This window comes from Streptomyces sp. Je 1-79, from assembly GCF_025195125.1.
In the GTDB taxonomy this organism is placed as follows: domain Bacteria; phylum Actinomycetota; class Actinomycetes; order Streptomycetales; family Streptomycetaceae; genus Streptomyces.
In genome coordinates, this window is record NZ_JAMGSL010000009.1 from 53,024 (window position 1) to 75,164 (window position 22,141).

General features: G+C 71.5%; 20 protein-coding genes and 1 tRNA gene. 5 read left to right on the forward strand and 16 right to left on the reverse strand.

All coding sequences use genetic code 11. The features are described from left to right. Positions 1–3: 3 nt before the first annotated feature. The 3 genes from M5362_RS19820 to M5362_RS19830 form a co-directional block, all read right to left on the reverse strand. Positions 4–2,013, reverse strand: a complete 2,010-nt coding sequence (locus M5362_RS19820) for a tetratricopeptide repeat protein (RefSeq protein ID WP_260228969.1) — start codon at positions 2,011–2,013, stop codon at positions 4–6. 207 nt (positions 2,014–2,220) lie between these two features. Then, a tRNA-Met gene (locus tag M5362_RS19825) sits at positions 2,221–2,294 on the reverse strand. Between the two features lie 51 nt (positions 2,295–2,345). Beyond that, complete coding sequence (locus tag M5362_RS19830) at positions 2,346–5,327, reverse strand: UPF0182 family protein (protein WP_260228970.1); 2,982 nt, start codon at positions 5,325–5,327, stop codon at positions 2,346–2,348. 136 nt (positions 5,328–5,463) lie between these two features. Here M5362_RS19830 and M5362_RS19835 point away from each other — a divergent pair, with 136 nt between their 5' ends. Beyond that, positions 5,464–6,021: a PPA1309 family protein gene (locus tag M5362_RS19835; RefSeq protein ID WP_260228971.1), complete on the forward strand. Its 558-nt coding sequence runs from the start codon at positions 5,464–5,466 to the stop codon at positions 6,019–6,021. Between the two features lie 71 nt (positions 6,022–6,092). Here M5362_RS19835 and M5362_RS19840 read toward each other — a convergent pair whose 3' ends face one another. The 4 genes from M5362_RS19840 to M5362_RS19855 all read right to left on the reverse strand — a co-directional run bounded on the left by M5362_RS19840 (position 6,093) and on the right by M5362_RS19855 (position 9,364). Continuing rightward, positions 6,093–7,181, reverse strand: a complete 1,089-nt coding sequence (locus tag M5362_RS19840; RefSeq protein ID WP_260228972.1) for a PDZ domain-containing protein — start codon at positions 7,179–7,181, stop codon at positions 6,093–6,095. 73 nt (positions 7,182–7,254) lie between these two features. Then, positions 7,255–7,485, reverse strand: a complete 231-nt coding sequence (locus M5362_RS19845) for a hypothetical protein (protein ID WP_260229245.1) — start codon at positions 7,483–7,485, stop codon at positions 7,255–7,257. A gap of 203 nt (positions 7,486–7,688) precedes the next feature. Beyond that, positions 7,689–8,150, reverse strand: a complete 462-nt coding sequence (locus tag M5362_RS19850) for a molybdenum cofactor biosynthesis protein MoaE (protein ID WP_260228973.1) — start codon at positions 8,148–8,150, stop codon at positions 7,689–7,691. A gap of 104 nt (positions 8,151–8,254) precedes the next feature. Beyond that, positions 8,255–9,364, reverse strand: a complete 1,110-nt coding sequence (locus tag M5362_RS19855) for an SDR family oxidoreductase (protein WP_260228974.1) — start codon at positions 9,362–9,364, stop codon at positions 8,255–8,257. Positions 9,365–9,574: 210 nt separating this feature from the next. On the opposite strand from M5362_RS19855, the gene M5362_RS19860 reads away from it, so the two are divergent. Then, positions 9,575–11,062: a zinc-dependent metalloprotease gene (locus M5362_RS19860; RefSeq protein ID WP_260228975.1), complete on the forward strand. Its 1,488-nt coding sequence runs from the start codon at positions 9,575–9,577 to the stop codon at positions 11,060–11,062. Next, the gene (locus tag M5362_RS19865; RefSeq protein WP_260228976.1) at positions 11,059–11,589 is read left to right on the forward strand and encodes an NUDIX hydrolase; all 531 of its coding nucleotides are present in this window, start codon (positions 11,059–11,061) and stop codon (positions 11,587–11,589) included. Before M5362_RS19860 ends, M5362_RS19865 begins: the two co-directional genes overlap by 4 nt. 80 nt (positions 11,590–11,669) lie before the next feature. Here M5362_RS19865 and M5362_RS19870 read toward each other — a convergent pair whose 3' ends face one another. The 4 genes from M5362_RS19870 to M5362_RS19885 all read right to left on the reverse strand — a co-directional run bounded on the left by M5362_RS19870 (position 11,670) and on the right by M5362_RS19885 (position 15,448). Then, positions 11,670–12,425 (reverse strand): AIM24 family protein, encoded by a 756-nt coding sequence (locus M5362_RS19870; protein ID WP_260228977.1) that lies wholly within the window; start codon positions 12,423–12,425, stop codon positions 11,670–11,672. Between the two features lie 19 nt (positions 12,426–12,444). After that, entirely contained in the window at positions 12,445–13,125 is a 681-nt protein-coding gene (locus tag M5362_RS19875) for an AIM24 family protein (RefSeq protein WP_260228978.1), read from the reverse strand. A 13-nt stretch (positions 13,126–13,138) separates the two neighbouring features. Beyond that, positions 13,139–14,758, reverse strand: coding sequence for a TerD family protein (locus M5362_RS19880; RefSeq protein ID WP_260228979.1), 1,620 nt, complete (start codon positions 14,756–14,758; stop codon positions 13,139–13,141). Between the two features lie 114 nt (positions 14,759–14,872). Beyond that, complete coding sequence (locus tag M5362_RS19885; protein ID WP_260228980.1) at positions 14,873–15,448, reverse strand: M48 family metallopeptidase; 576 nt, start codon at positions 15,446–15,448, stop codon at positions 14,873–14,875. 194 nt (positions 15,449–15,642) lie between these two features. Here M5362_RS19885 and M5362_RS19890 point away from each other — a divergent pair, with 194 nt between their 5' ends. Together M5362_RS19890 and M5362_RS19895 are read left to right on the forward strand one after the other, a co-directional pair. Beyond that, positions 15,643–16,794: a TOMM precursor leader peptide-binding protein gene (locus tag M5362_RS19890; protein WP_260228981.1), complete on the forward strand. Its 1,152-nt coding sequence runs from the start codon at positions 15,643–15,645 to the stop codon at positions 16,792–16,794. Between the two features lie 41 nt (positions 16,795–16,835). Further along, positions 16,836–18,179 (forward strand): AarF/ABC1/UbiB kinase family protein, encoded by a 1,344-nt coding sequence (locus tag M5362_RS19895; RefSeq protein ID WP_260228982.1) that lies wholly within the window; start codon positions 16,836–16,838, stop codon positions 18,177–18,179. Positions 18,180–18,213: 34 nt separating this feature from the next. Here M5362_RS19895 and M5362_RS19900 read toward each other — a convergent pair whose 3' ends face one another. From M5362_RS19900 to M5362_RS19920, 5 genes are all read right to left on the reverse strand, one after another. Continuing rightward, positions 18,214–18,396 carry a hypothetical protein gene (locus M5362_RS19900; RefSeq protein WP_260228983.1) on the reverse strand — a complete coding sequence of 61 codons (183 nt, stop codon included), beginning with the start codon at positions 18,394–18,396 and terminating at the stop codon, positions 18,214–18,216. Between the two features lie 92 nt (positions 18,397–18,488). Beyond that, positions 18,489–18,812: a hypothetical protein gene (locus M5362_RS19905; protein WP_260228984.1), complete on the reverse strand. Its 324-nt coding sequence runs from the start codon at positions 18,810–18,812 to the stop codon at positions 18,489–18,491. After that, complete coding sequence (locus M5362_RS19910) at positions 18,809–19,177, reverse strand: WhiB family transcriptional regulator (RefSeq protein ID WP_260228985.1); 369 nt, start codon at positions 19,175–19,177, stop codon at positions 18,809–18,811. Before M5362_RS19910 ends, M5362_RS19905 begins: the two co-directional genes overlap by 4 nt. Before the next feature lie 172 nt (positions 19,178–19,349). Then, positions 19,350–19,709, reverse strand: coding sequence for a hypothetical protein (locus tag M5362_RS19915; RefSeq protein ID WP_260229246.1), 360 nt, complete (start codon positions 19,707–19,709; stop codon positions 19,350–19,352). A gap of 183 nt (positions 19,710–19,892) precedes the next feature. Further along, the gene (locus M5362_RS19920) at positions 19,893–22,082 is read right to left on the reverse strand and encodes an ATP-dependent DNA helicase UvrD2 (RefSeq protein ID WP_260228986.1); all 2,190 of its coding nucleotides are present in this window, start codon (positions 22,080–22,082) and stop codon (positions 19,893–19,895) included. Positions 22,083–22,141: the final 59 nt, after the last annotated feature.

Consider the following 22,141-nt stretch of genomic DNA (forward strand, 5'->3'; position numbering starts at 1 on the left):
CGCTTAGGCGGTGAGCTCCTGGTGCAGTGCCTCGCTCAGCCGGGCGGCCCGTTCGGCCACCTCCGCAGGGCCGAGCTCCACGGCGTGTGCGCACCAGCGGCGGCCCTCGGTCAGCTCGCCGCGCCGCGCCGCGAGCAGCGCGAGCCGGAGCGCGGCGCGCCCGTGCCCGGCGCGGGCGGCGCGGGTCCACCACAGGGCAGCCTCGCGCTCGCTGCCCTCGCGGGCCAGGAGCAGGCCGAGGTTGAAGGCGCCGTTGCGGCTGCCCGCCTCCGCGGCCTCGCGGTACCAGTGGGCCGCCTCCGCCACGTCACCGCGGGCGGCGGCCAGCATGCCCACACGTACCTGGGCACGGCGGTGCCCCTGCTGGGCGGCGCGCTCGTACCACTCCTCGCACTCGGTCTTCTTCTCGTCGCGCGGGGCGCCGAGCGCGGGCTGGCCGGGCTCGGGGCGGCGCGCGTCGAGGACGCTGGCGAGCCGGAACGCGGCCTCGGCGCTGCCTCCGCCCGCCGCGCACCGCAGATGGCGCTCGGCGGTCTGCTCGTCGCCGTCGCGCAGGCTGGCGATGCCGACCTGGAGGGCGGCCTCGGTGTGCCCTGCGGCGGCCGCGCGCTCGTACCAGGACAGCGCCGTACGGTCGTCGTCGCGACCCGCGTAGAGGATGCCGAGGTTGAAGGCGGCGTCGACGCTGCCCGCCTCGGCCGCCTTGGAGAACCAGGGCTCGGCGCCGTTCGCGTCGCCGGCCTGGAGGAGGAGCACGGCGAGCGCGTTGGCGGCCTCGCGGTGGCCCGCGTAGGCGGCGCGGCGGTACCACTGCTCGGCCTGCTGGTTGCGGTCCTGGGCGGCGCAGAGCAGCCCGAGGTTGTACGCCCCGTTGACGTCGCCCGCGTCCATGGCGGCGCGGTACCAGCGCTCGGCGGTCTGCTGCTCGCCCCGGGCGGCGTGCAGGGCGCCCAGCGCGTTGGCGGCGTTGCCGTCGCCGTCCTGGGCGGCGCGCAGCCACCACACGGCGGCGCTCTCCTCGTCCCCGGCGTCGCGCAGCAGAAAACCGAGCGCGCAGGCGGCCTTCGCCTCGCCCTCCTTGGCCGAGCTCAGGTACCAGCGGCCGGCCTCCTTGAGCTCGCCGCGCTTCTCCAGGATCGCGCCGAGGTGCAGCGCGGCACGGCGGTGTCCCCGCGCGGCGGCCTGCCGGAACCACTGCTCGGCCTCTCCGAGCTCCCCGGCGGGCGGGGTGGGGACGCCGGCCTGACCGTCCGCCGCACCGGCCTTCGCACCGCGGGCGGCGTCGGCCCCCGAAGCCGGGGCCGGGGCCGCACCGGAAGCCGGGCCCGCGCCCGTGGCCGGGGCCGTGACCGCCGCCGCGCCGCTCAGGCGGGCCGGGCCGTCGGTCTCCGTCGCGCGGCGCTCCAGGGCCACGGCGAGGCGGTACGCGGCCTCACGGTGGCCCTGCTCGGCGGCGGCGCGGAGCCAGCGCTCGGCGCCGACGTCGCTGCGGTGCTCCAGGAGGTCGGCGAGGGCGTACGCGCCCAGGGCGTGGCCCTGCTCCGCGGACTGGCGCAGCCAGTACTCGGCGGCGGGCTCGTCGCCGCGCTCGCGGTGGTGGCGGCCGAGCGCGTGGGCCGCGGGCGCGGAGCCCGCGACGGCGGCGACCCGCCACCAGCCGGCGGCCTCGTCCGCGTATCCCCGCTGGTGCAGCAGGACGCCCAGGTTGTTGGCGGCGGCGCGGTCCCCCTCCGCCGTCGCGCCCCGCAGATAGGGCTCGGCGCCGTCCAGGTCGCCCCGGCGCAGCAGCAGCGCGCCGAGCACGCTCATGGACGCGGCATCGCCGTTCTCGGCGGCGCGACGGTGGCGTGCCTCGGTCTCCGTGTCGCTCTCGGTCTCCGTGTCGGCGGTGGTGTCGACGGCCGCATCGGCCGCCAACGCGGCCTCGATGATGTCATCTGCGGCACGTCGAGCGTGCCGTTGCACAAACCGCCCTGTCTCCAACAGAGTTGCCCTGTCCCCCATAAAAACCATCGTCGCACCACCCGCAACGCGCGTACACCTGGTATACCGCAGCCAGTGAGGTCACTTCAGCGTTTTGTCGACATGCCCACAGAGAGATAAGTCAAACACGACTCGCCTCAACTCGCCCCATCCCTACCGCTCTTCGGGGGCGCCGCGCGAGCCCCCGAACGCATGACAAGGGCCCGGATCCTGAAGGATCCGGGCCCTTGTCTTCAGTAGCGGGGACAGGATTTGAACCTGCGACCTCTGGGTTATGAGCCCAGCGAGCTACCGAGCTGCTCCACCCCGCGTCGTTGTTCCGTAAAGGTATCACGACGCGGGGTGGCTCCCGACCAGGGTGATCAGCCGGCCGGTGGGCTCGCACTCGTGGACGGCGTCGGAGCCGTCGACGGGGTCGCCCCCGGCTTCGGTCCGCCGTCGCCCGGCTTCTGGTCGGCCGGGGTCAGCTTCGCGCCGGCCTCCGCCGCCCGCTGGAGGGCGTCCTGCAGGGCTTCCTGGGACTTGCCGTACGCCGCCCAGTCACCCTTCTGCAGAGCGGCCTCACCGTCGTCCATCGCCTTCTGCGCGTCGGCGATGGCCTGCTTCAGCGCCGCGTCGTTCGTCGTCGGCGTCGTCGGCGGCTTGGTGCCCGGCTGCTCCGGCTGCTCGGGCGGCGTGGCGCCGTCCACGCCGAAGACCGCGTTCAGCGCGGCGGTGAGGTTGTCCTCGAACACCGTGGTGTCCTTGGTGGTGTCACCTTCCGGCTGGTCCGCGTCCACGTACGACACCGCGACCTTCTTCAGCAGCGGGTAGTGCGCGTTGCGGCCCTGGGCGTACACCGGCTCGACGTACAGGAAGCCGCCGTCGAGCGGCACCGTCAGCAGGTTGCCGTACTGGATGTCGGAGTCGGCGCCCTTCATGTCGCGGACGAAGGTGGCCACCGACGGAAGGCTGTTGAGCTTGTTCTGCACCTGCTCGGGTCCGGGGACCTCGGAGGTGACTCTCAGCAGCCTTATACGGCCGTAGTCCTTGCTGCCGGCATCGGCGTCGACCGCCATGAAGCCGCCCAGGTTGGGCCGCCCGTTGGGGGTGAACGTCGTCGTCAGCGAGAACTGCTGCTGCTTGTCCCCGGGCATCTTCATGCTCAGGTAGTACGGCGGGACCGCGTTGCCGTCCTTGTTGGTCGGGTCGTCCGGCACCTGCCAGGCGTCCGAGCCGCTGTAGAACTGCGCCGGGTCCTTCACGTGGTAGCGGGTGAGCAGCTCGCGCTGGACCTTGAACATGTCCTGCGGGTACCGCAGGTGCTGCATCAGCTCGGGGTTGATCGCCTCACGCGGCTGCACCGTGTCCGGGAACGCCTTCATCCACGTCTTGAGGACCGGGTCCTGCTTGTCCCACTGGTACATCGTCACCGTGCCGTCGTAGGCGTCGACGGTGGCCTTCACCGAGTTGCGGATGTAGTTGACCTGGTTCTGCTGGGCGACCACGGCGCGCTGCTGGTTGCCCACGGTCAGGGAGTCCGCGGTGGTGTCGCCGAGCGTGGTGCGCGAGGCGTACGGGTAGCCGTTCGTGGTCGTGTACGCGTCGACGATCCACACGATCTTCTTGTTCACGACCGCCGGGTAGGCGTCGCCGTCGATGGTCAGCCAGGGTGCGACCGCCTCGACGCGCTCCTTGGGCGTGCGGTTGTACAGGATCCGCGAGCCCTCGCCGATGGCCCCCGAGTAGAGGATCTGCGGCTCGCTGAACGCGACCGCGTAGGCCGCGCGGTTGAAGGTGTTGGAGAGGTTGACCCCGCTCTTGCCGTCGTAGCTGGTGGTCTTCTCGCCGTTGTCCTCGTAGTCCAGCTCCTTCTGCGGGCCGCCGACGATCGAGTACTGATCGGTCTTCTCGCCGTAGTAGACCCGCTGCTGGTACGGGCCGAGCATCCCCGTGGTCGGCAGGCCGGCCTCGGTGAAGACCGGGGAGCCGTTGGCGTCCGTCTGCGTGCCCGCGGCCATGATCGCGCCATAGCCGTGGGTGTACGTGAAGTGGTCGTTGATCCAGTTCCGCTTCGGGATGCCCTTGATGTTGAGCTCACGCAGGCCGACGACGGTGTCCTGGCCCTTGTAGCGGTCCACGTCGAGGGTGGTCGGGAACTGGTAGTACTTCCGCTTCTGCTCCAGCTGCTGGAACGTCGGCGAGACGATGTTCGGGTCGATCAGCCGGTAGCTGGCCGCCGTGTCGGAGTTCGCGCGGAGCTGGTCCTTGGCCTTGACCGTGGACTTGCCCGAGTAGTTCTCCGGCTCGGTGCCGTCGATGGCGTACGCCTTGCGCGTGGCGTCGATGTTCTTCTGGATGTACGGCGCCTCCTTGGCCTGCTCGTTCGGCTGGACCTGGAACTTCTGCACGATGGCCGGGTACAGGCCGCCGATCAGGATCGCCGACAGGACCATGAGACCGAAGCCGATCATGGGCAGCTGCCAGGTGCGGCGCCACAGCGTCGCGAAGAACAGCACGGCGCAGATCACGGCGATGCAGAACAGGATCGTCTTCGCCGGGAGGTAGGCGTTGGCGTCGACGTACCGCAGCCCCGTCCAGTTGCCGGCCGCCTTGAAGTCGCTGGACTTCACGGCGAGGCCGTACCGGTCGAGCCAGTACGCCACGGCCTTCAGCGAGACGAAGACGCCGAGCAGCACCGACAGGTGGCCCGTCGCGGCGGCGGTGGCCCGGGCGCCCGGGCTGGTGACGCGCAGTCCGCCGTACAGATAGTGCGTGAGGGCGGCGGCGATGAGCGACAGGACCGTGGCGGCGAAGCCGAAGGCCAGCAGCGAGCGGTACCAGGGCAGGTCGAAGGCGTAGAACGACACGTCCAGCTGGAACTGCGGGTCCTTCTGGCCGAAGGACACGCCGTTGACCCACATCAGCCAGGTCCGCCACTGACCGGAGGCCGAGGCGCCCGCGATCAGGCCCACGAGCGCGGTGATCGCGAGGAGCACCCACTTCTTGTAGGGCGCCAGACCCATGCGGTACCGGTCGAGGCTCTGCTGCTCCAGCGACATCGCGCTCAGCGGCGGCCGCAGCCGGTGCGCCAGCCAGATGTTGAAGCCTACGGCGAGCCCCATCAGCAGACCGAAGACGGCGAAGAGGCCGATCTTGGTCCACAGGGTGGTGGTGAACACGGACGAGTACTGGACCGAGCGGTACCAGAGCCAGTCGGTCCAGAATCCCGCGAACATGACGAACAGCATGGCCAGGACGGCCAGCACGCCCAGGGTCATGAGCAGCGTCCGGGCCCGCCGGGAAGGCCGGCCGACTCTCATCCTTGGCCCGGACGGACCTCCGCCGCCTCCGCGGTCCGGCATCTGGAAAGCCAACGTGCGCCCCTCGAGGTTGATGCGTCTATAAAGCAGGCCCCGCGATCGTAGAGCCCAATGGTGCAACTTACTGAGGCTTTACCTAGTTCCCGACTTCGGGGGAAGAGGAGGCAGGATGTTGTCCATGTCCAACGTTTCCCCCTCCGGCACCCCCATGGCCGCGAGCCCCCTGACCCGCGCGGTGCTCGAGATCGACGAGTACGCCTCCGGCCTCGGCTGGGACCGGCCGGCCCGGCTCTTCGCCCTGGTCGACACCGCCCGACTGCGTGCCCAGGAGCCGGGACTCGCCTCCCAGCTCGGCCTCGAAGCCGGCGAGGCCGCGGCCGCCTACACCCCCATCGAGCAGGAGGAACTTCCGAAGGGGAAGCCCCTCGACGAGTTCCTCGGCACCATCGCGTGGCCCGACGCGGTGGTCGGCTGCGCACTGACGGTGGAGCGGCTGATGCTCCCGCCGTCGGCCGAGGCCTCCGTGCCGGAGGGCCTGAACGAGGCCGCCCTGGCGAAGTGGGTGGCCCGGCACCCCGACCGGCAGGAGGTACGGATGACCGTGGCCGTGCTCCGTAACGGCGCGCGGGAGGCGGCGATCCGGCTGCGCGAGAAGGACTCGCCGAACGAGGTCCTGACCGGGGCGGACCTGGTCCCGGGCCTCGCGGAGGCCCTCGCGGCGACCTTCGAGGGCTGAGGACCCGCGTACGCGTGACGAAGGGGGCGCCCCGGTCGCTGACCGGGGCGCCCCCTTCCGTGCAGGCGGTCCTAGCTCTTCGAGCAGCTGGGGAGGGTCTTCGTGTCGCCGTTGCGGAGCTTCTCCAGCGACTTCGTCGCGTCGTCGATGGTGTTCACCCTGATCAGGGTGAGGCCGTCGGGGATGTCGGAGGCGGCGGTCTCGCAGTTGTCGGCCGGGGTGAGGAAGTACTCGGCGCCGGCGTTGCGCGCGCCGACGAGCTTCATCTCGATACCGCCGATCGGGCCGACCTGGCCCTTCTCGTCGATGGTTCCGGTGCCGGCGATGAACTTGCCGTCGGTGAGGCTCTCGGCCGTGAGCTTGTCGACGATGCCGAGCGCGAACATCAGACCGGCGCTGGGCCCGCCGACGTCGGCGAGCTTGATGTCGATCGTGAACGGGAAGACGTGGTCGGTCCCTGCCTGGATGCCGACGATCGCCCGGTCGCCCTCCGCGGACTTCACCGTGGTGACGGTGACCTTCTCGGTGGCGGTGGGCTCCTTGCCGGCCTTCTCGGCGGCCTCCGCCTCCTTGGCCGGGACGATCGTGAAGGCGACCTTCTCGCCCGGCGCGTGCGTGGTCACCTGCTTGGCGACGTCGCCCGGCTCCTTGACCGGGACGCCGTCCACGGCCTTGATGACGTCCCCGGCGTGCAGCTCGCCCTGGGCGGGGCTGTCCTTGACGACGGAGGCGACGACGACCCTGGTGGTCACGGGGATGCCCAGCTCTGTGAGGGCGGCGACCTTGGCGCTCTCCTGGGACTGGCTGAACTCCTCCGCGTTCTCCTGGGTCGACTCCTCCTCCGTCTTGCCGTCCGGGTAGAGGGTCTCCTTGGGGACGACCACGTTGTCGTGGGCCAGCCAGCCGTAGACCGCCTCGACCACGTTCATCCGGTAGTCCGCGCTCGTGACGCGGACGGTCGTCATGTTGAGATGCCCGTCGGTGGGGTAGGTCTTGCGCCCGGAGATCTGGAGGACCGGCTCGCCGGCGGCCTCCCCGAGCGTGTTGACCGTCGGACCGGGGCTCATCTCCGCGTACGGCACCGGGACAAGGACGCCCACACAGAGCAGGGTGATGAGGACCAGAGTGGAGGCGAGCATCGTCGCAGTGCGGCGTGGCATGGAACGACAGTACGGGACCGGTCTGTGAGTGCACCCGTGGGGCGGGTCCGTACGAGGCGGCCGGCGAGGGAAGTCAGCCGGAGACGTGGCTACTGCGTACGGGGGTCGAGGGTGCGGCCGGAGCCATCTCGCGATCGGCACCGTCGATGCCGGCGTGGGACCGCTCCATGGCGTCCCTGAACCGTGCGTAGCCGGCGAGCTCGGCGACGTCTCCGGTGGTCTTGTTCCTCTGTGCCCAGCTTCCCCATATCGCCGCGCCGACGACTGCGAAAAGCGGAATAAGCAACCAGGCGAGCGCTGCCATCCCGACCTCCCATCCCCAATGAGCCACCGCAACCGGCCGGAACCGGCCGATCAGCAGATTAACGATCTGCAGCACCAACGCTGCTGCCGGGGGCCCGGTTACGCAAATCGGGGCGTACGACTACGGCACGTCGGCGCGGTGCCTTCCCAGGCAGCCGCGGGAGGGCGACCGCGCTGGTCACGGGCCTGGAGCCGGTGCCGGGCTCAGCAGGCCCCCACCCACTCCTCGGTGCCGTCCGAGAACCTCTGGTGCTTCCAGATGGGGACCTCGTGCTTGAGGTCGTCGATGAGCTTGCGCGAGGCCTCGAAGGCCTCGCCGCGGTGGGGGCAGGAGACCGCGACGACGACCGCGATGTCGCCGACCTCCAGATCGCCCACACGGTGGACGGCGGCCAGGGCGCGGACCGGATAGTCGGCGACGACCTTCTCGGCGACCCGGCGCAGCTCGTCCTCGGCCGAGGGGTGGCAGGAGTACCCGAGCGCGTCGACGTCCGCGCCGCCGTCGTGGTTGCGCACCGTGCCCACGAAGAGCGTCGTGCCGCCGGCCGCCTCGTCGCCGACGGCTTGGAAGACCTCGTCGACCGAGAGCGGGGTGTCACGGATCGCGAGCAGCTTGATCGGGTCCGTCGCGGTCTGCTCGCCGGGGTGGTCGTAGGTGCGTGCCATGGGCCCATGGTGCCGCACCGCACGGACATCCCGGAATAGCGCTTTCGACCGGTGGAACGGATTCTTCGTAGGAGGGTCCTACAGTGGCCGGCGCGGGGGTGGTCCTACATGCCCCGCCGCTTGCGCATCTGGCGGACGAGCGCCGCCGTGCCCAGCAGGGCCACCGTCGCGCCGGCCGCTCCCGCCGCCGTCGCGTCCTTGCGGCCGAGCCTGCGGCCCGCGACCGTGTGCCGGCCCTCGACCTCCTCCAGGAGCGCGGCGAGCACCTCCTCGTTGGTCCAGGTCGGCCGCCAGCCCGCGTCGTGCAGCCGCCCGACGCTGACCACCCACGGGTGCATCGTGTACGCGAGGTCACCGGCCGGGGACGGGGTGAGCCCGATCCGGTGCAGCCGGGCCGCCGCGCCGAGGGCGACGGCGGAGGGCAGCTCCATGCGCCGGATCCCGGAGAGCTCCTCGACCTCCTCCTGCTCCAGCCAGCCGTCGCAGCCGACCGCGAACTCCCCGTCGACCTTCTCGAGCGCCGCGTACTCCAGCGCGCTGACCAGGTCCTCGACGTGGCAGAACTGCCAGGTGGGGCGCGACCCCGCCACGACGAGCAGCCGGGGGGACTCGAAGTAGCGGGTCAGAGCCGTGTCCGTGCCGCCCACCAGGACCGCCGGCCTGACGACGGTGACCTGGAGGCCGGGGTGGGCGCGGGGGGCGCGCCGGCCGAGCCGCTCGATCTCCAGCATGTCGCCCACGCCGGTGGCCTCGGCGGTGGCGCGCAGCTCCGCGTCCTCGGAGAGCGGGATGTCGTTGTCGGGCAGCGCGCCGTAGACCATCGCGGAGGTGCAGAGCACGACCCGGTGCACCCCAGCGGCCGCGGCGGCCGTCAGGACCGTCTGCGCGCCGCGCACGTTGTAGGCCGTTCGGGCGGCGGCGTCGGATTCCAGGTCGAGGTCGACGGCGAGGTGCACGACCACGTCGGCGCCCCGCAGCTTCTCGGCGATCGCCGGGTCGCGGACGTCGAGGATGTGCCACTGCGCCTCGGAGACCTCGCCCCGGCGCTCGTCGATCGCGATGACCTGCTTGATCTCCTCGGACGCGGCGAGGCGCCTGGTCAGCAGGTCACCGACCCCGGAGGCGGCGCCCGTGACCGCGACCACGGGGCCGCGCCCGGTGGACCGGGTCGAGATGTTTCGCGCTGCGCGAACCTGAGGATCTGGGGAACTCACCGGGCGTCTCCAGCGGTTGTCTTCAGTACGTACCCGAATGACGCGTACGTACCAGGTGGCGTCCATCCTGCCGCAGGCCGCGGCCCGGCGGAGCACCGAGCCCATATCCGGCCCGGATGTCTACGCTGGTGGTGTGCAGTCGGGCATCGAGCCGAGTCAGGAAAGCCGCCGTCGGCAGGAAGCCGGCGGCCCTACGAGCCGAGGAAACCTGTGAGTGACAGCCCATTCGGATTCGGCCTTCCGCCGGAGGAGCCGGAGAACGGCGACGAAGGCAAGAAGAAGGACCCCGCCGGAGGCGACCAGGGGTCCGGTGGTCAGGGCGGCGGCAACCCGTTCGGGGCCAATCCGTTCGGCTTCGGCGGCCTGCCGGGCATGGGCGGACCGGGCGGGGCGGACAATCCGTTCGCCGCGATGTTCGGCTCGCTGAACCCCAACGACCTGGGTGCCGCCTTCCAGCAGCTCGGCCAGATGCTCTCCTACGAGGGCGGTCCGGTGAACTGGGACATGGCCAAGCAGATCGCGCGCCAGGTGGTGGCCCAGGGCACGTCCGACGGCACCAAGGACGCCAGCGTGGGTCCGGCCGAGAAGTCCGCGGTCGAGGAGGCCCTGCGCCTGGCCGACCTGTGGCTCGACGGCGTGACCTCGCTGCCCTCGGGTGCGAGCACGGCCGTGGCGTGGAGCCGCGCGGAGTGGGTCGAGGCGACGCTGCCGGCGTGGCAGCAGCTGGTCGACCCGGTCGCCGAGCGGGTCGGCACGGCGATGGGCGATGTGCTGCCCGAGGAGATGCAGGCCATGGCGGGCCCGCTGATCGGCATGATGCGCTCCATGGGCGGCGCCATGTTCGGCCAGCAGATCGGACAGGCCGTCGGCGCGCTCGCGGGCGAGGTCGTCGGTTCGACGGATGTCGGTCTGCCCCTGGGCCCGGCCGGCAAGGCGGCGCTGCTGCCGCTGAACATCGAGACGTTCGGCAGGGACCTGGGTGTCCCCAAGGACGAGGTGCGGCTCTATCTGGCGCTGCGCGAGGCGGCCCACCAGCGGCTCTTCGCCCATGTGCCGTGGCTGCGCTCGCATCTGTTCGGTGCGGTCGAGGGCTATGCCCGCGGGATCAAGGTCGACACCTCGAAGCTGGAGGAGGCGGTGGGTCAGCTCGACCCGACGCATCCCGAGCAGCTTCAGGAGGCCCTCCAGCAGGGCATGTTCCAGCCCGAGGACACGCCGGAGCAGAAGGCCGCGCTGGCCCGTCTGGAGACGGCGCTCGCGCTGGTCGAGGGCTGGGTGGACGCGGTGGTCCACGAGGCCGCGAAGTCCCGGCTGACCTCGGCGGACGCGCTGCGCGAGACGCTGCGCCGGCGCCGGGCGAGCGGCGGTCCCGCCGAGCAGACCTTCGCCACGCTGATCGGTCTCGAACTGCGTCCGCGCCGGCTGCGGGACGCCTCGCGGCTGTGGGCCTCCCTCACGGACGCGCGCGGTGTCGACGGCCGTGACGACCTGTGGGAGCACCCGGACATGCTGCCGACGGCGTCCGACCTGGACGACCCGGACGGCTTCGTCCACCGCGAGCACCTCGACTTCTCGGAGCTCGACAAGATGCTGGGCGAGGCGGCGCGCGGCGGCGACAAGGGCCCGGACGACGCCTCGGAGAAGGGCTCGGACGAGGGCAGGGGTACGGACGAGGGCAAGGACGACGGCGCCAAGTGAGCCTGCACGACGACGCCGTACTCGTACTGAAGTCGTACGGGTCGAACGGAGCGCAGGGTGAGCTGCGCCAGACGTATCTGGACCACCTCGCGGCGCACGAGGACGGGATGTGGAAGGCCTGCGAGGCCGGGCACCTGACGGCCAGTGCGCTGGTGGTGGACCCGGAGCGCGGGCGGGTTCTCCTGACGCTGCACAAGAAGCTCGGCATGTGGCTGCAGATGGGCGGCCACTGCGAGCCGGGGGACGCGACGCTGGCCGACGCAGCGCTCCGGGAGGCGACGGAGGAGTCCGGGATCCCGGGTCTGACGCTGCTTCCGGGCGGGCCCGTGCGGCTCGACCGGCATCCGATCCCGGCACCGTGCCACTGGCATCTGGACGTGCAGTACGCGGCGCTGGCTCCGGCCGGTGCGGTGGAGGCGATCAGCGAGGAGTCGCTGGACCTGCGCTGGTACGCGTACGACGAGGTGGCGGCGGTGGCCGACACCTCGGTGGTGCGGCTGGTGGAAGGGGCGCGGGCCCGGCTGTAGCCGCAAGACGTACGCGTAAGGGGCGGCCTCCTGGGAGGCCGCCCCTTACGCGTTGCAGTCGTCCGGTCGGTCCCGGTGCGTCAGTTCCAGGCGTTGTTCTGGTTCTGGGCGCGGGAGCCGTGCTGGCCGGCACCGAACTGGGCGGCGACACCCTGGCCGATGGCGGCGTGCTGCGGCGGCATGACCTCGCTGGGCTGGACGAGGGCGAAGCCCTGGCCCAGGAAGCTGAGCTCCCAGCCCTCGCCCGTGTCGCCACGGCGACGGCGGATGTTCGAGTTGTGCGTCTGCGCCTGCATCTGCACCCGCAGCCCGGTGGACCAGGCGACGATCGCGTCCGCGTCGACGTTGACGTACTTGTCCGGGGTGACGTGCATCATCAGCGGCTGGCCGGAGGTCATGAGGGCGACCTTGCCGCGGCCGGAGATGTTGAGCTGGTACTTCCCGGTGCCGGAGACGCCGTACTGGCTGTCCACGGCGATGACCTCGGTGTGCAGCGTCGAGTCCAGCGCCAGGACGTAGGAGCTGTCGACGGTCATGCCCTCCTGCTCGACCTCCACCACGTGGATGTACTGGGCGAGGTTGGCGAAGTAGACCGTCCCCTGCCCGGAGCAGCGCATGAGGTCGAGGCCCTCACCGGTGCGGGCCTGGGCGCGACGCTGGCTGGAGGTCTGGTACTCGCCGTCGAAGTCGACGAGCCCCTGGTAGGCGACCATGGCGCCCTTGCGGGCGAGGATGTCGTCCGAGCCGGTCAGCGCCACCCGCAGCAGCTGCGGGTTCTGGATGACGTACCGTTCCTGGCTCTGCTGCTCGGCGTAGTTGAAAAGCGGGCTCTGCATGGTGTGTTCTCGCTCCCCCTCAGCCCCGGATCCGCAGGCGGTCGGTGCTGTCCTCGCTCGGCTGTACGACGACGATGCCCTGGCCGGAGAAGGCCATCTGGTACGCCTCGCCGCTGCCCCGCCCGATCAGGGAGGAGGCCTTGAAGCTGCGCTTGCCCTTGACCTTGAGCGCCGGCGACCAGGCGACGAGCGCGTCCGGGTCGACGTACGTCTCGTCCTCGCCGCGGCCGCAGTCGACGACGATCGGCGTGCCGCGCGAGGTGAGGGCGACCCAGCCGGTGCCCGCGATCTCGACGTTGAACAGGCCCTGGCCGGCGAACTTGGCGAGGCCCTTGACCTTCTCGACGCCCCACTGGAGGTGGGCGTCGAAGGCCAGCAGGTTGGTGCCGTTGACGGACAGCGAGTCGTTGTTGAGGTTGATCACGACGACGTCCGCGCCGTAGTCGGCGAGGTAGAGAAGGCCGTCACCGGAGCACTTCATGATGGGCGCGCCCTCGCCGGTGACCCACTGCTGGGCGACCTGGCGGGCGGCGGGCGGGTTGGGCTCGTAGGTGACGAAGCCCTCGTAGGCGACCATCGAGCCGGTGCGCGCGTACAGGTCGTGGCCGGAGGCCATGGCGACCTTGAGCATCGCGCGGCCGTGGTTCTCCATCCGGGCCGCCATCGGGGTCGGGGCGAAGCCCGCGAGTTGCTGGTTCATTCTTCGGGCTCCCTCAGACCTCGTACGGCTGGACGACGATGAAGTTGCCGGGGGCGCCCCGGAACTGGAGGTTGACGGTCTCGCCGCTGTGCCCGGGGTACGCGTTGCGGCGCAGCCGGACCTGGCTGGAGAGGATCACCTGGGACGCGGACGACCAGGCGACGACCGCGTTGCAGTCGGCGAAGGTGGTCGGCGTGACGGGCAGGACGACCGGGACGCCGAGCGTCTTGACGACGACGGTGCCGGTGCCCTGGAACTGCATGGTGAACAGGGCGCCGCCGGGGATGCCGTGGCCCTCGATCCTCCGTACCTCGTACTGGAGGGACTCGTCGAAGGCGAGCACGTTCTCGGCGGAGACGCAGATGCCGTCGCCCTGGAGCTCGATCGGGTGCAGGTGTGCGCCTTCCTCGGCGAGGAAGACCTGGCCGCGGCCCGTACAGCGCATCAGCTGCATCTCCTGGCCGGTGGCGTTGCCGACGATCCGGCCGGTGAAGCCGGCGCCCTTGTGGCTGAAGTCCACCTTGCCCTGGTACATCACCATGCTGCCCTGACGGGCGAGGACGGGGACGCCGCCCATCTGCAGGTCGACCCGCATGAGCTGCTGGTTCTGCGGTGCCCAGCGGGCGCCGGTCGCGGTCTCCTTGAACGGCTGGAGCGCGGCGGCGAGTCCGGCGCCGGCGGCGGGCGCGCCCTGGGGCACTCCCTGCGGCATGCCGGGCGGCATCCCCTGGGGCATTCCGCCCATCTGACCGGGGACCTGGCCGAACTGGGGCTGCTGCGGCTGTCCGTACGGAGGCTGTCCGGGGACCTGACCGCCCGGGACCTGGCCGAACTGCGGGGCCTGCGGAGGCTGTGGGGCCTGCGGGGGCTGGCCGTACGGCGAGGGGGCGGGCGGGGCCATCGGGGCGCCCATGGTGGGGGCCGCGTGCACCGGCTGGACGGGGGCCTGCGGGGCGGGCGCGGGAGCGACCGGCGGGGCGCCGAACTGCGGGGCGGGCTGGGGCACCTGGGGCGGCGCGGGCGCACCGAACGCGGGCGGCGCGGAAGCCTGCTGCGGCGCACCGAAGCCCGGAGCCGCCTGCGGGGGCTGGGCGGCGGGCTGCTCCTCGGCGACCTCGCCGCCGAAGTTCTTCAGCAGCGCGTCGAGACCGCCGTCGAAGCCCTGACCGATGGCGGCGAACCGCCAGACGTCCTTGAGGTAGAAGTCGCCCAGCATGACGGCGCGCTCGGTGGAGAACTCCGAGCCCGTGAACGGGTACCGGACGACCTCTTCGCCGCCGGCCACGATCCGGATGTAACCGGGGCCGACCTGCGACATCTGGCCGGCACCGTCGATGGTCGCGGTGAACGACAGCTTGTGGATGTTCGCCGGGATCCGGTCCAGCGTGACCCGGAAGGACTCGGTGTCGCCCGACTGCGCGCCGAGCAGCTGGATGGACTCCTCGGGCGACTTCGGCTGGTTGAAGAAGATGAAGTACCGGTCGTCCGAGAGCTGCTCGTTGGCGTCGAGGCCGAAGCAGCTGATGTCGAAGGTCAGTCCGGGCGCCGCGATCTGCACACCCACGTACAGATCGGTTCCCGGTGTGAGATCACTGATCTTGGCCTTGTGGCCGCGTTGGAATTCCCTGGCCATGCGTAACGACCGTCCCCCATCCCGAAATGTGAATGCCTCGCGACAGGCTAACGGCTGCGTGCGACATTGAGCCAAGCTGGTACGTATTCGGTACAGGACTGACGCGGTTCGCGACTACTCCCCGGGTGCCGTCGGCAGGTGGGGCAGACGGTCCGCGGCGACGACTCCTTCGAGGTATCCGCGAGCACGCTCGGTGCGCGGGTACGCCTCCAGGAGGCGCCAGAACCGGGGGCCGTGGCCCGGCACCAGAAGGTGTGCCAGCTCGTGGACGAGGACGTAGTCGACGACGTACTCGGGCATGCCCTGGAGCCGGTGCGAGAGGCGGATGCTGCCCTCCGACGGAGTGCACGAGCCCCAGCGGGTGTTCTGGTTGGTCACCCAGCGTACGGACGTGGGCCGTGCCCGGCCGCCGAAGTACTGGTCCGACAAACGCCCCGCGCGCTCGGTGAGTTCGGCGTCGCCGAGGACGCTCCTGCTCTCCTGTGCGGCGAGTTTGTCCAGCATGACCGTCACCCAGCGTTGCTCCTCCGCCTCGGACATCCGGGCCGGGATGAGCACGATGGTCCGGTCGCCCTCGCGGTAGGCGGAGACGGTTCTGCTCCGCCGGGAGCTTCTGCGGACCTCGACCGCACTCGTCCCCGGACCGCGGGGCGGCTTGTTGGTCACGCTGCGCTGAGGGTCGGCGGGCACGGGCCCGACGTTACCCGCTGTCAGCGGGGGAAGTCCTGCCTCCGGGCGCGGTTTCGGCGGCGATCCGGTCACACCGGCACCATTTGAATGATTAATACCCCGCCCCTGTGGACAACTTTCCGTGTCCCCTTCGACTGCCGGGCAATCTGACGACGGAGCGAAGAAGACGACCGATCAAGATCACGGGGGCGGAAATGCATCCGATGCTGAAACCCGCGCTGCGACGGGCATGGCGCGATCTGCGGAGCGTGCAGTTCGGGGCCACGTCGGCGCACGCGGTGGTGGTGGGTCCGCTCGACACGGCCACCGGCAGTCTGCTCGGACTGCTCGACGGCACGCGAGGCATCGCGCTCCTGCGGACCGAGGCCCGGGCCCTGGGACTGCCGGACGGGTGGCTGGAGGAGCTGCTCGGCCGGCTCGCGAAGGCGGGGCTGATCGCGGACGCCTCGGCCGGCCGGCCCGGAAGGACGGCCGGCGCCGGACCGCCGGACGGCGCCCTCGATCCACTCCGCGCCGATCTGGCCTCACTCTCCGTGTTCCACCCGGAGCCGGACGGGGCGTTACGGCGCGTGGCCGCCCGGCGGGCGGCGCGCGTCCAGGTCCGGGGCGCAGGGCGGGTCGGCGCCACGGTCGCCGCGCTGCTCTCGGCCTCCGGTGTGGGCGGCGTGGAGGTGCTGGACTCCGGCTCCGTCCAGCCCTGGGAGGTGGCGCCGGGCGGACTGCCGGCCGAGACGGTGGGTGAGCGCCGGGCCGCGGCGGCGCGCCGGCTCGTCGCGCGGTCGGCGCCGGGCGGCCGCCCGCCCCGTGCGTCCCGGCGGGTGACGGGTGAGGGCGGGCGGGAGCCAGGTCTCTCACTCGTCGTGGTGACACCGCGGGACGGTCTCGCCGCCTATCTCCCCGACCTGCTCCCGGCCGAGGCCTGGATCGCGACGGGCACTCCTCATCTCTACGCGGGGGTGCTGGAGGCCACCGGCGTGGTGGGGCCGCTGGTGCTGCCCGGCGGCACGGCGTGCGCGCGGTGCGCGCAGGAGGAGCGGACGGACCGGGAGCCGGTGTGGCCCCGCATGCTGGCGCAATGGCGCTCGGGCCCGCCCCCGCAGGTGCCGGCCTGCGATCTGGGCCTCGCGACGGCGGTCGCCGGGCTGGCCGCGGCCCACGCGCTGGCCTTCCTCGACGGCGAGTTGCCCGCGAGCACGGGGGCGCGCTGGGAGGTGTCGCTGCCGCTCCTGGAGTGGCGGGTGGAGCGGATGAGACCGCACCCGGCGTGTCCGTGCGGCGCGGTACGCCGCGGAGAGGGGGGACATGCCTCGGGGGTCGGAACCCCGCACGACACAATGGCGAGGTAACGGTCCTGTGGGGCACGGCAGTCTGGGATTTGGAGGGGCGCATGTCTGATCTTCCCCGGAAGGCGGTCACCCGGACCGCCAGGTTGGCCGCGTTGCCCCTGGGCTTCGCCGGACGGGCCACCTGGGGTCTGGGCAAGCGGATCGGCGGCAAGTCCGCCGAGCTGGTCGCCCGAGAGCTTCAACAGCGGACGGCGGACCAGCTGTTCAAGGTGCTCGGAGAGCTCAAGGGCGGAGCGATGAAGTTCGGGCAGGCGCTGTCCGTCTTCGAGTCCGCGCTGCCCGAGGAGATCGCCGGCCCGTACCGGGCGGCGCTGACCAAGCTTCAGGACGCGGCGCCCCCGATGCCGACGCGGACGGTCCACGCGGTCCTGGAGGAGCGGCTCGGCGAGGCGTGGCGGGAGCTGTTCCTGGAGTTCGAGGACAAGCCCTCGGCGGCCGCCTCCATCGGCCAGGTGCACCGGGCGGTGTGGCACGACGGCCGCGAGGTCGCGGTGAAGGTGCAGTATCCGGGGGCCGGTGAGGCGCTGCTCTCCGACCTGACGCAGCTCAGCCGTTTCGCCCGGCTGCTCGGCCCGCTGATCCCCGGTATGGACATCAAGCCTCTGATCACCGAGTTGCGCGACCGGGTCTCGGAGGAGCTGGACTACGGGCTGGAGGCCCGCTCCCAGCGGGTGCACGCGGAGGAGTTCGCGGACGATCCCGATGTCGTCGTCCCGTCCGTGGTCCACCAGAGCGAGCAGGTGCTCGTGACGGAGTGGATCGACGGGATCCCGCTGTCGGAGGTGATCGCGGAGGGTACGGAGGCGCAGCGGGACCGGGCCGGTCAGCTGCTGGCCCGCTTCCTCTTCTCCGGCCCGGCGCGCACGGGACTCCTGCACGCCGATCCGCACCCGGGCAACTTCCGTCTGCTGCCGGGCGACGACGACGAGGCGGGCCCGGAGGGCTGGCGGCTCGGGGTGCTGGACTTCGGCACGGTCGACCGGTTGCCGGGCGGGCTTCCGGAGACCATCGGCACCTGTCTGCGGCTGACCCTGGAGGGCGACGCCGAGGCGGTGTACGAGCTGTTGCGCGCGGACGGGTTCGTCAAGAAGTCGATCGATCTCGCGCCGGAGGCGGTCCTGGAGTACCTGCTGCCGATCATCGAGCCGGCCGCGGCGGAGGCCTTCGGGTTCACGCGTGGCTGGATGCGGACCCAGGCCGCCCGGGTCGCCGATCCCCGCTCCCCCGCGCACCAGCTGGGCAGGCAGCTCAATCTGCCGCCGTCGTATCTGCTGATACACCGGGTGACCCTGAGCACGATCGGTGTGCTCTGTCAGCTGAACGCGACGGTGCGGCTGCGCGACGAACTGGAGGAGTGGCTGCCGGGCTTCGTCCCGGCCGAGTGAGCCGAGCGGGCGGCGGCGTGGGGCGGACGGGCCGTCACCACCAGGAGGAGTCGAGGCGGCCCTCGATGGACCTGATGTTCTCGCGGGCGCAGGCCTCGCAGAAGTAGTGGCGGGCGCCGTTCTCCATCGAGCAGGTCCAGGTCACCGGGAGTTCCTCGACCGTGGTGCCGCAGCGGGCACAGACGAGGGGCTCCTCGGGCTTCCGGGCGTCGTTCACCCTCTCGACGATAGTCCGACACGGGCCGGAGCGCTCCGCAACGCACCGCGGGAGCCGGTCCGTTCGGACCGGCCCCCGCGTGGTTCTTCGGGTCAGTGCATGACAGCCATGGCGAGCGCGCGCCGGGCGCGCAGTGAGACGCGCTCGGCGCGCCGCTGCATCCGCCGGGCGGCTACCAGGCGCTGGGCCTGGCGTTCCGCGTCGGCTTCCCGCAGGCGGTCGTGCATATGCGCACGAGCCAGGGCTTCTGGGATGAGTTGCATTTCACGGGTCCTGTTCTGACGCGAGGCGTTCGCGCCGGAGATGGTGACGTCTGGGGTGGCGGAGCCGGACGGCTCACTGGTGGAAGAGGTCATCGGGGCCAGCTTCTGGGGATCGTGCGTGAGGGGTCGGTCGATGGTTCCGGTGACGTTCATGCCGCGACCGGGTTCTTGCGCGGGCGGCCACGCGGCCGCTTGCGGGCGACGACCACGCCCTGGACGAACAGCTCGCCGCCCCAGACGCCCCACGGCTCACGCCGCTCCTGTGCACCGGCGAGGCAGGCCTCCATCAGCGGACAGGTACGGCAGAGGGACTTGGCGTACTCGACGTCGGCCGGGGACTCGGCGAAGAAGACCTCCGGGTCGTACGAACGGCAGGGGACGGGTACGCCGAGGTTCTCGATGGCGTCGTCGAGCGCGGTGAGCGCGGTGAGGGGGGTCAAGGTGGAGTCCTCCGTGAGGCCGGGCGGCGGGATCGTTTCGGAAGGCGGTACGGACGGGGCGTGCGCTTCGAGTTGCACGGTGGTTTTTCCTCGTCTGGTCGTTCCGGCCTGTTGGGCCGGGGTTTCGGCTGGTACCGGATGGTGCTGGTTCCGAGGCCCCTTCGCTCCGCCGTCCCCGTTCGGGGACAAACAGAAGGGCCGCGGATCCCGGGTGGGGTTCCGCGGCCCTGAAGGCGCCGGCCTGATCAGATCAGGCTGGATCACTCCAGGGTTCGAGCCCACGGAAGGCCCACATCGTGTGGTGCTGCGTCGTCTGCTGCTTGGTTTCGGCACCGGTCGCCGCAAAGCCATAGGCCGTGGCCTTGACTGCTGCTACTCCTGCTTCCAGTGCCTTGGTCGGTCGCTCGTCGCGCTCCATGACGGGAAGACCCGCCAGGTCGGCAGCCGGCCGCAGGGAAGCGGCGCGGGCCATGCCGGCGCCGGACAGACCGGTGCCAGGAAGACCGCTGCCAATGAACGCCGAGCCGGAGAGGCCGAGCGAGCAGGCGGAGACGACCGAGCGATCGGTCATTTTGTCGGTGCTGACGAAGCTGACGTTGGTGCTGATGATGTTGCTGATCACTGGAATCGCCTCCTCTCGGCGTCTCGGAGGGCTCGGTGTGAGCCGGACCCTCATGTTCATTTGGACAAGTACAGCACGAAAGCAGGGCTTCGAAGAAGCCGCTGTTTCCGTGGTTAAGAACCTATGGGGCTTGACGGGGCGGGCGCAAACTATTTTTTCGACGAGTTTTCGTCAGGCTTCCTCGTCGTCTCCTCCACTGCCCTCACCTGGCTCTTCGCCCGCGCAGAGGGCGAGAACGTCGGCGCCGAACCGGTCGAGCTTGCGCGCGCCGACCCCGGCGATTCCGGCGAGCTCCCCGCCGGTGGCGGGCGTCAACTCGGCGATCGCCATCAGCGTCTTGTCGGTGAACACGCAGTACGCGGGCTGCCCGAGCTCCTTGGCCCGGTCGGAGCGCCAGTCACGGAGCCGTTCGTACAGCGCCTCGTCCATCTCGGAGGGGCAGTCCTCGCAGCGCATCAGCTTCATCTCACCCGCTTCGGTGAGCGTGGCGCCGCAGACGCGGCAGCGCACCGGGCCCCGGGCCCTGCGCCGGCCGCCGCCGAGACCCCGCTCCACGGAGCCGCCCCCGCCCGTGGAGGCCGCGCCGAGGGCGCCGGAGCCGGGCCGCAGCCCCTTGAGGAACCGGGTGGGGCGACGGGAGGCGCGGCCGCCCGGGGAGCGGGAGAGCGCCCAGGAGAGGGAGAGGTGGAGCCGGGCACGCGTGACCCCGACGTACAGCAGGCGGCGCTCCTCCTCGACCTGCTCGTCGGTCTTGGCGTACGTGATCGGCATCATGCCCTCGGTGAGGCCGACCAGGAAGACGGCGTCCCACTCCAGGCCCTTGGCCGCGTGCAGGGAGGCGAGGGTGACGCCCTGGACGGTCGGGGCGTGCTGGGCGGCGGCCCGCTCGTCGAGCTCGGCCACCAGGTCGGAGAGGGTGGCGCCGGACCTGGCCCGGGCGAAGTCCTCGGCGAGCCTGACCAGCGCGGCGAGGGACTCCCAGCGGTCGCGGACGGCGCCCGAGCCCGCGGGCGGCTCGCTGGTCCACCCCTTGGTGGAGAGCACGGCGCGCACCTGGGAGGGCAGGTCCTCGGCGTCGTCGAGCAGGGAGTCGTTGCCCCCGGCCCGGGCGGCGCCGCGCAGGGCGATGCCGGCCTCCCGTACCTCCTGGCGTTCGAAGAAGCGCTCGGCGCCGCGCAGCTGGTAGGGCACGCCGGCGTCGGCGAGGGCCTGCTCGTAGACCTCGGACTGGGCGTTGATGCGGTAGAGCACGGCGATCTCGCCGGCCGGGACGCCGGCGGCGATCAGATCGCGGATGCGGCGGGCGGTGCCCTCGGCCTCGGCGGGCTCGTCGGTGTACTCGGTGTAGGCGGGCTCGGGGCCCGGGTCGCGCTGGGAGATCAGCTCCAGGCGGTGCTCGGCGGCCCGGCCGCGGGCCTGGCTGAGCAGCCCGTTGGCGAGGTGGACGACCTGGGGCGTGGAGCGGTAGTCGCGGACGAGCTTGACCACCGTGGCGTTCGGGTGCCGGACGCGGAAGTTCAGCAGATGGTCGGGGGTGGCGCCGGTGAAGGAGTAGATCGTCTGGCTGGCGTCGCCGACGACGCAGAGGCTGTCGCGGTCGCCCAGCCACAGGTCGAGGAGCCGCTGCTGGAGCGGGGAGACGTCCTGGTACTCGTCCACCACGAAGTGCTGGTACTGGCGGCGGATCTGGTCGGCGATGTCGTGCCGGTCCTGGAGGACGCCGACCGTGAGCAGCAGCACGTCCTCGAAGTCGATCACCGAGCGGTCGCGCTTGAGCTGCTCGTACATCGCGTAGATCTGCGAGATCTCCGCCGGGTCGCGCGGTGCCTCGCGGACGGACTTGGCGACGACGGCCGGGTAGTCGGCGGGGACGGTCTGGGTGACCTTGGCCCACTCGATCTCGCCCGTGACGTCCCGCAGCTCGTTCCGGTCGAGCCGGACGCGGCAGCGCGCGGCGGCCTCGGCGACGAGCTGGATCTTGCGCTCCAGGAGCCGGGGAAGGTCGCCACCGACGACTTTCGGCCAGAAGTACTGGAGCTGGCGGAGGGCCGCGGAGTGGAAGGTGCGGGCCTGGACGCCTCCCGCGCCGAGCTGCCGGAGCCGGCCGCGCATCTCCCCGGCGGCCCGGTTGGTGAACGTGACGGCGAGCACGCTGCCGGACTGGAGTATCCCCGCCCGCACCCCGTAGGCGATGCGGTGCGTGATCGCCCGCGTCTTGCCCGTGCCGGCTCCCGCCAGCACGCACACCGGCCCGTGCAGGGCGAGGGCGACCTCGCGCTGCTCGGGGTCGAGCCCGTCGAGCACCGCGTCGGCCGACTCGGGGACCTGCGGGAAGAGAGTGGAGTGCGCTGCTGCTGTCACCCCGCCATGCTGCCAGGTTCGCGGGGGCGGGTGCCCCGCGTTGTCCACAGGCCGGGGCG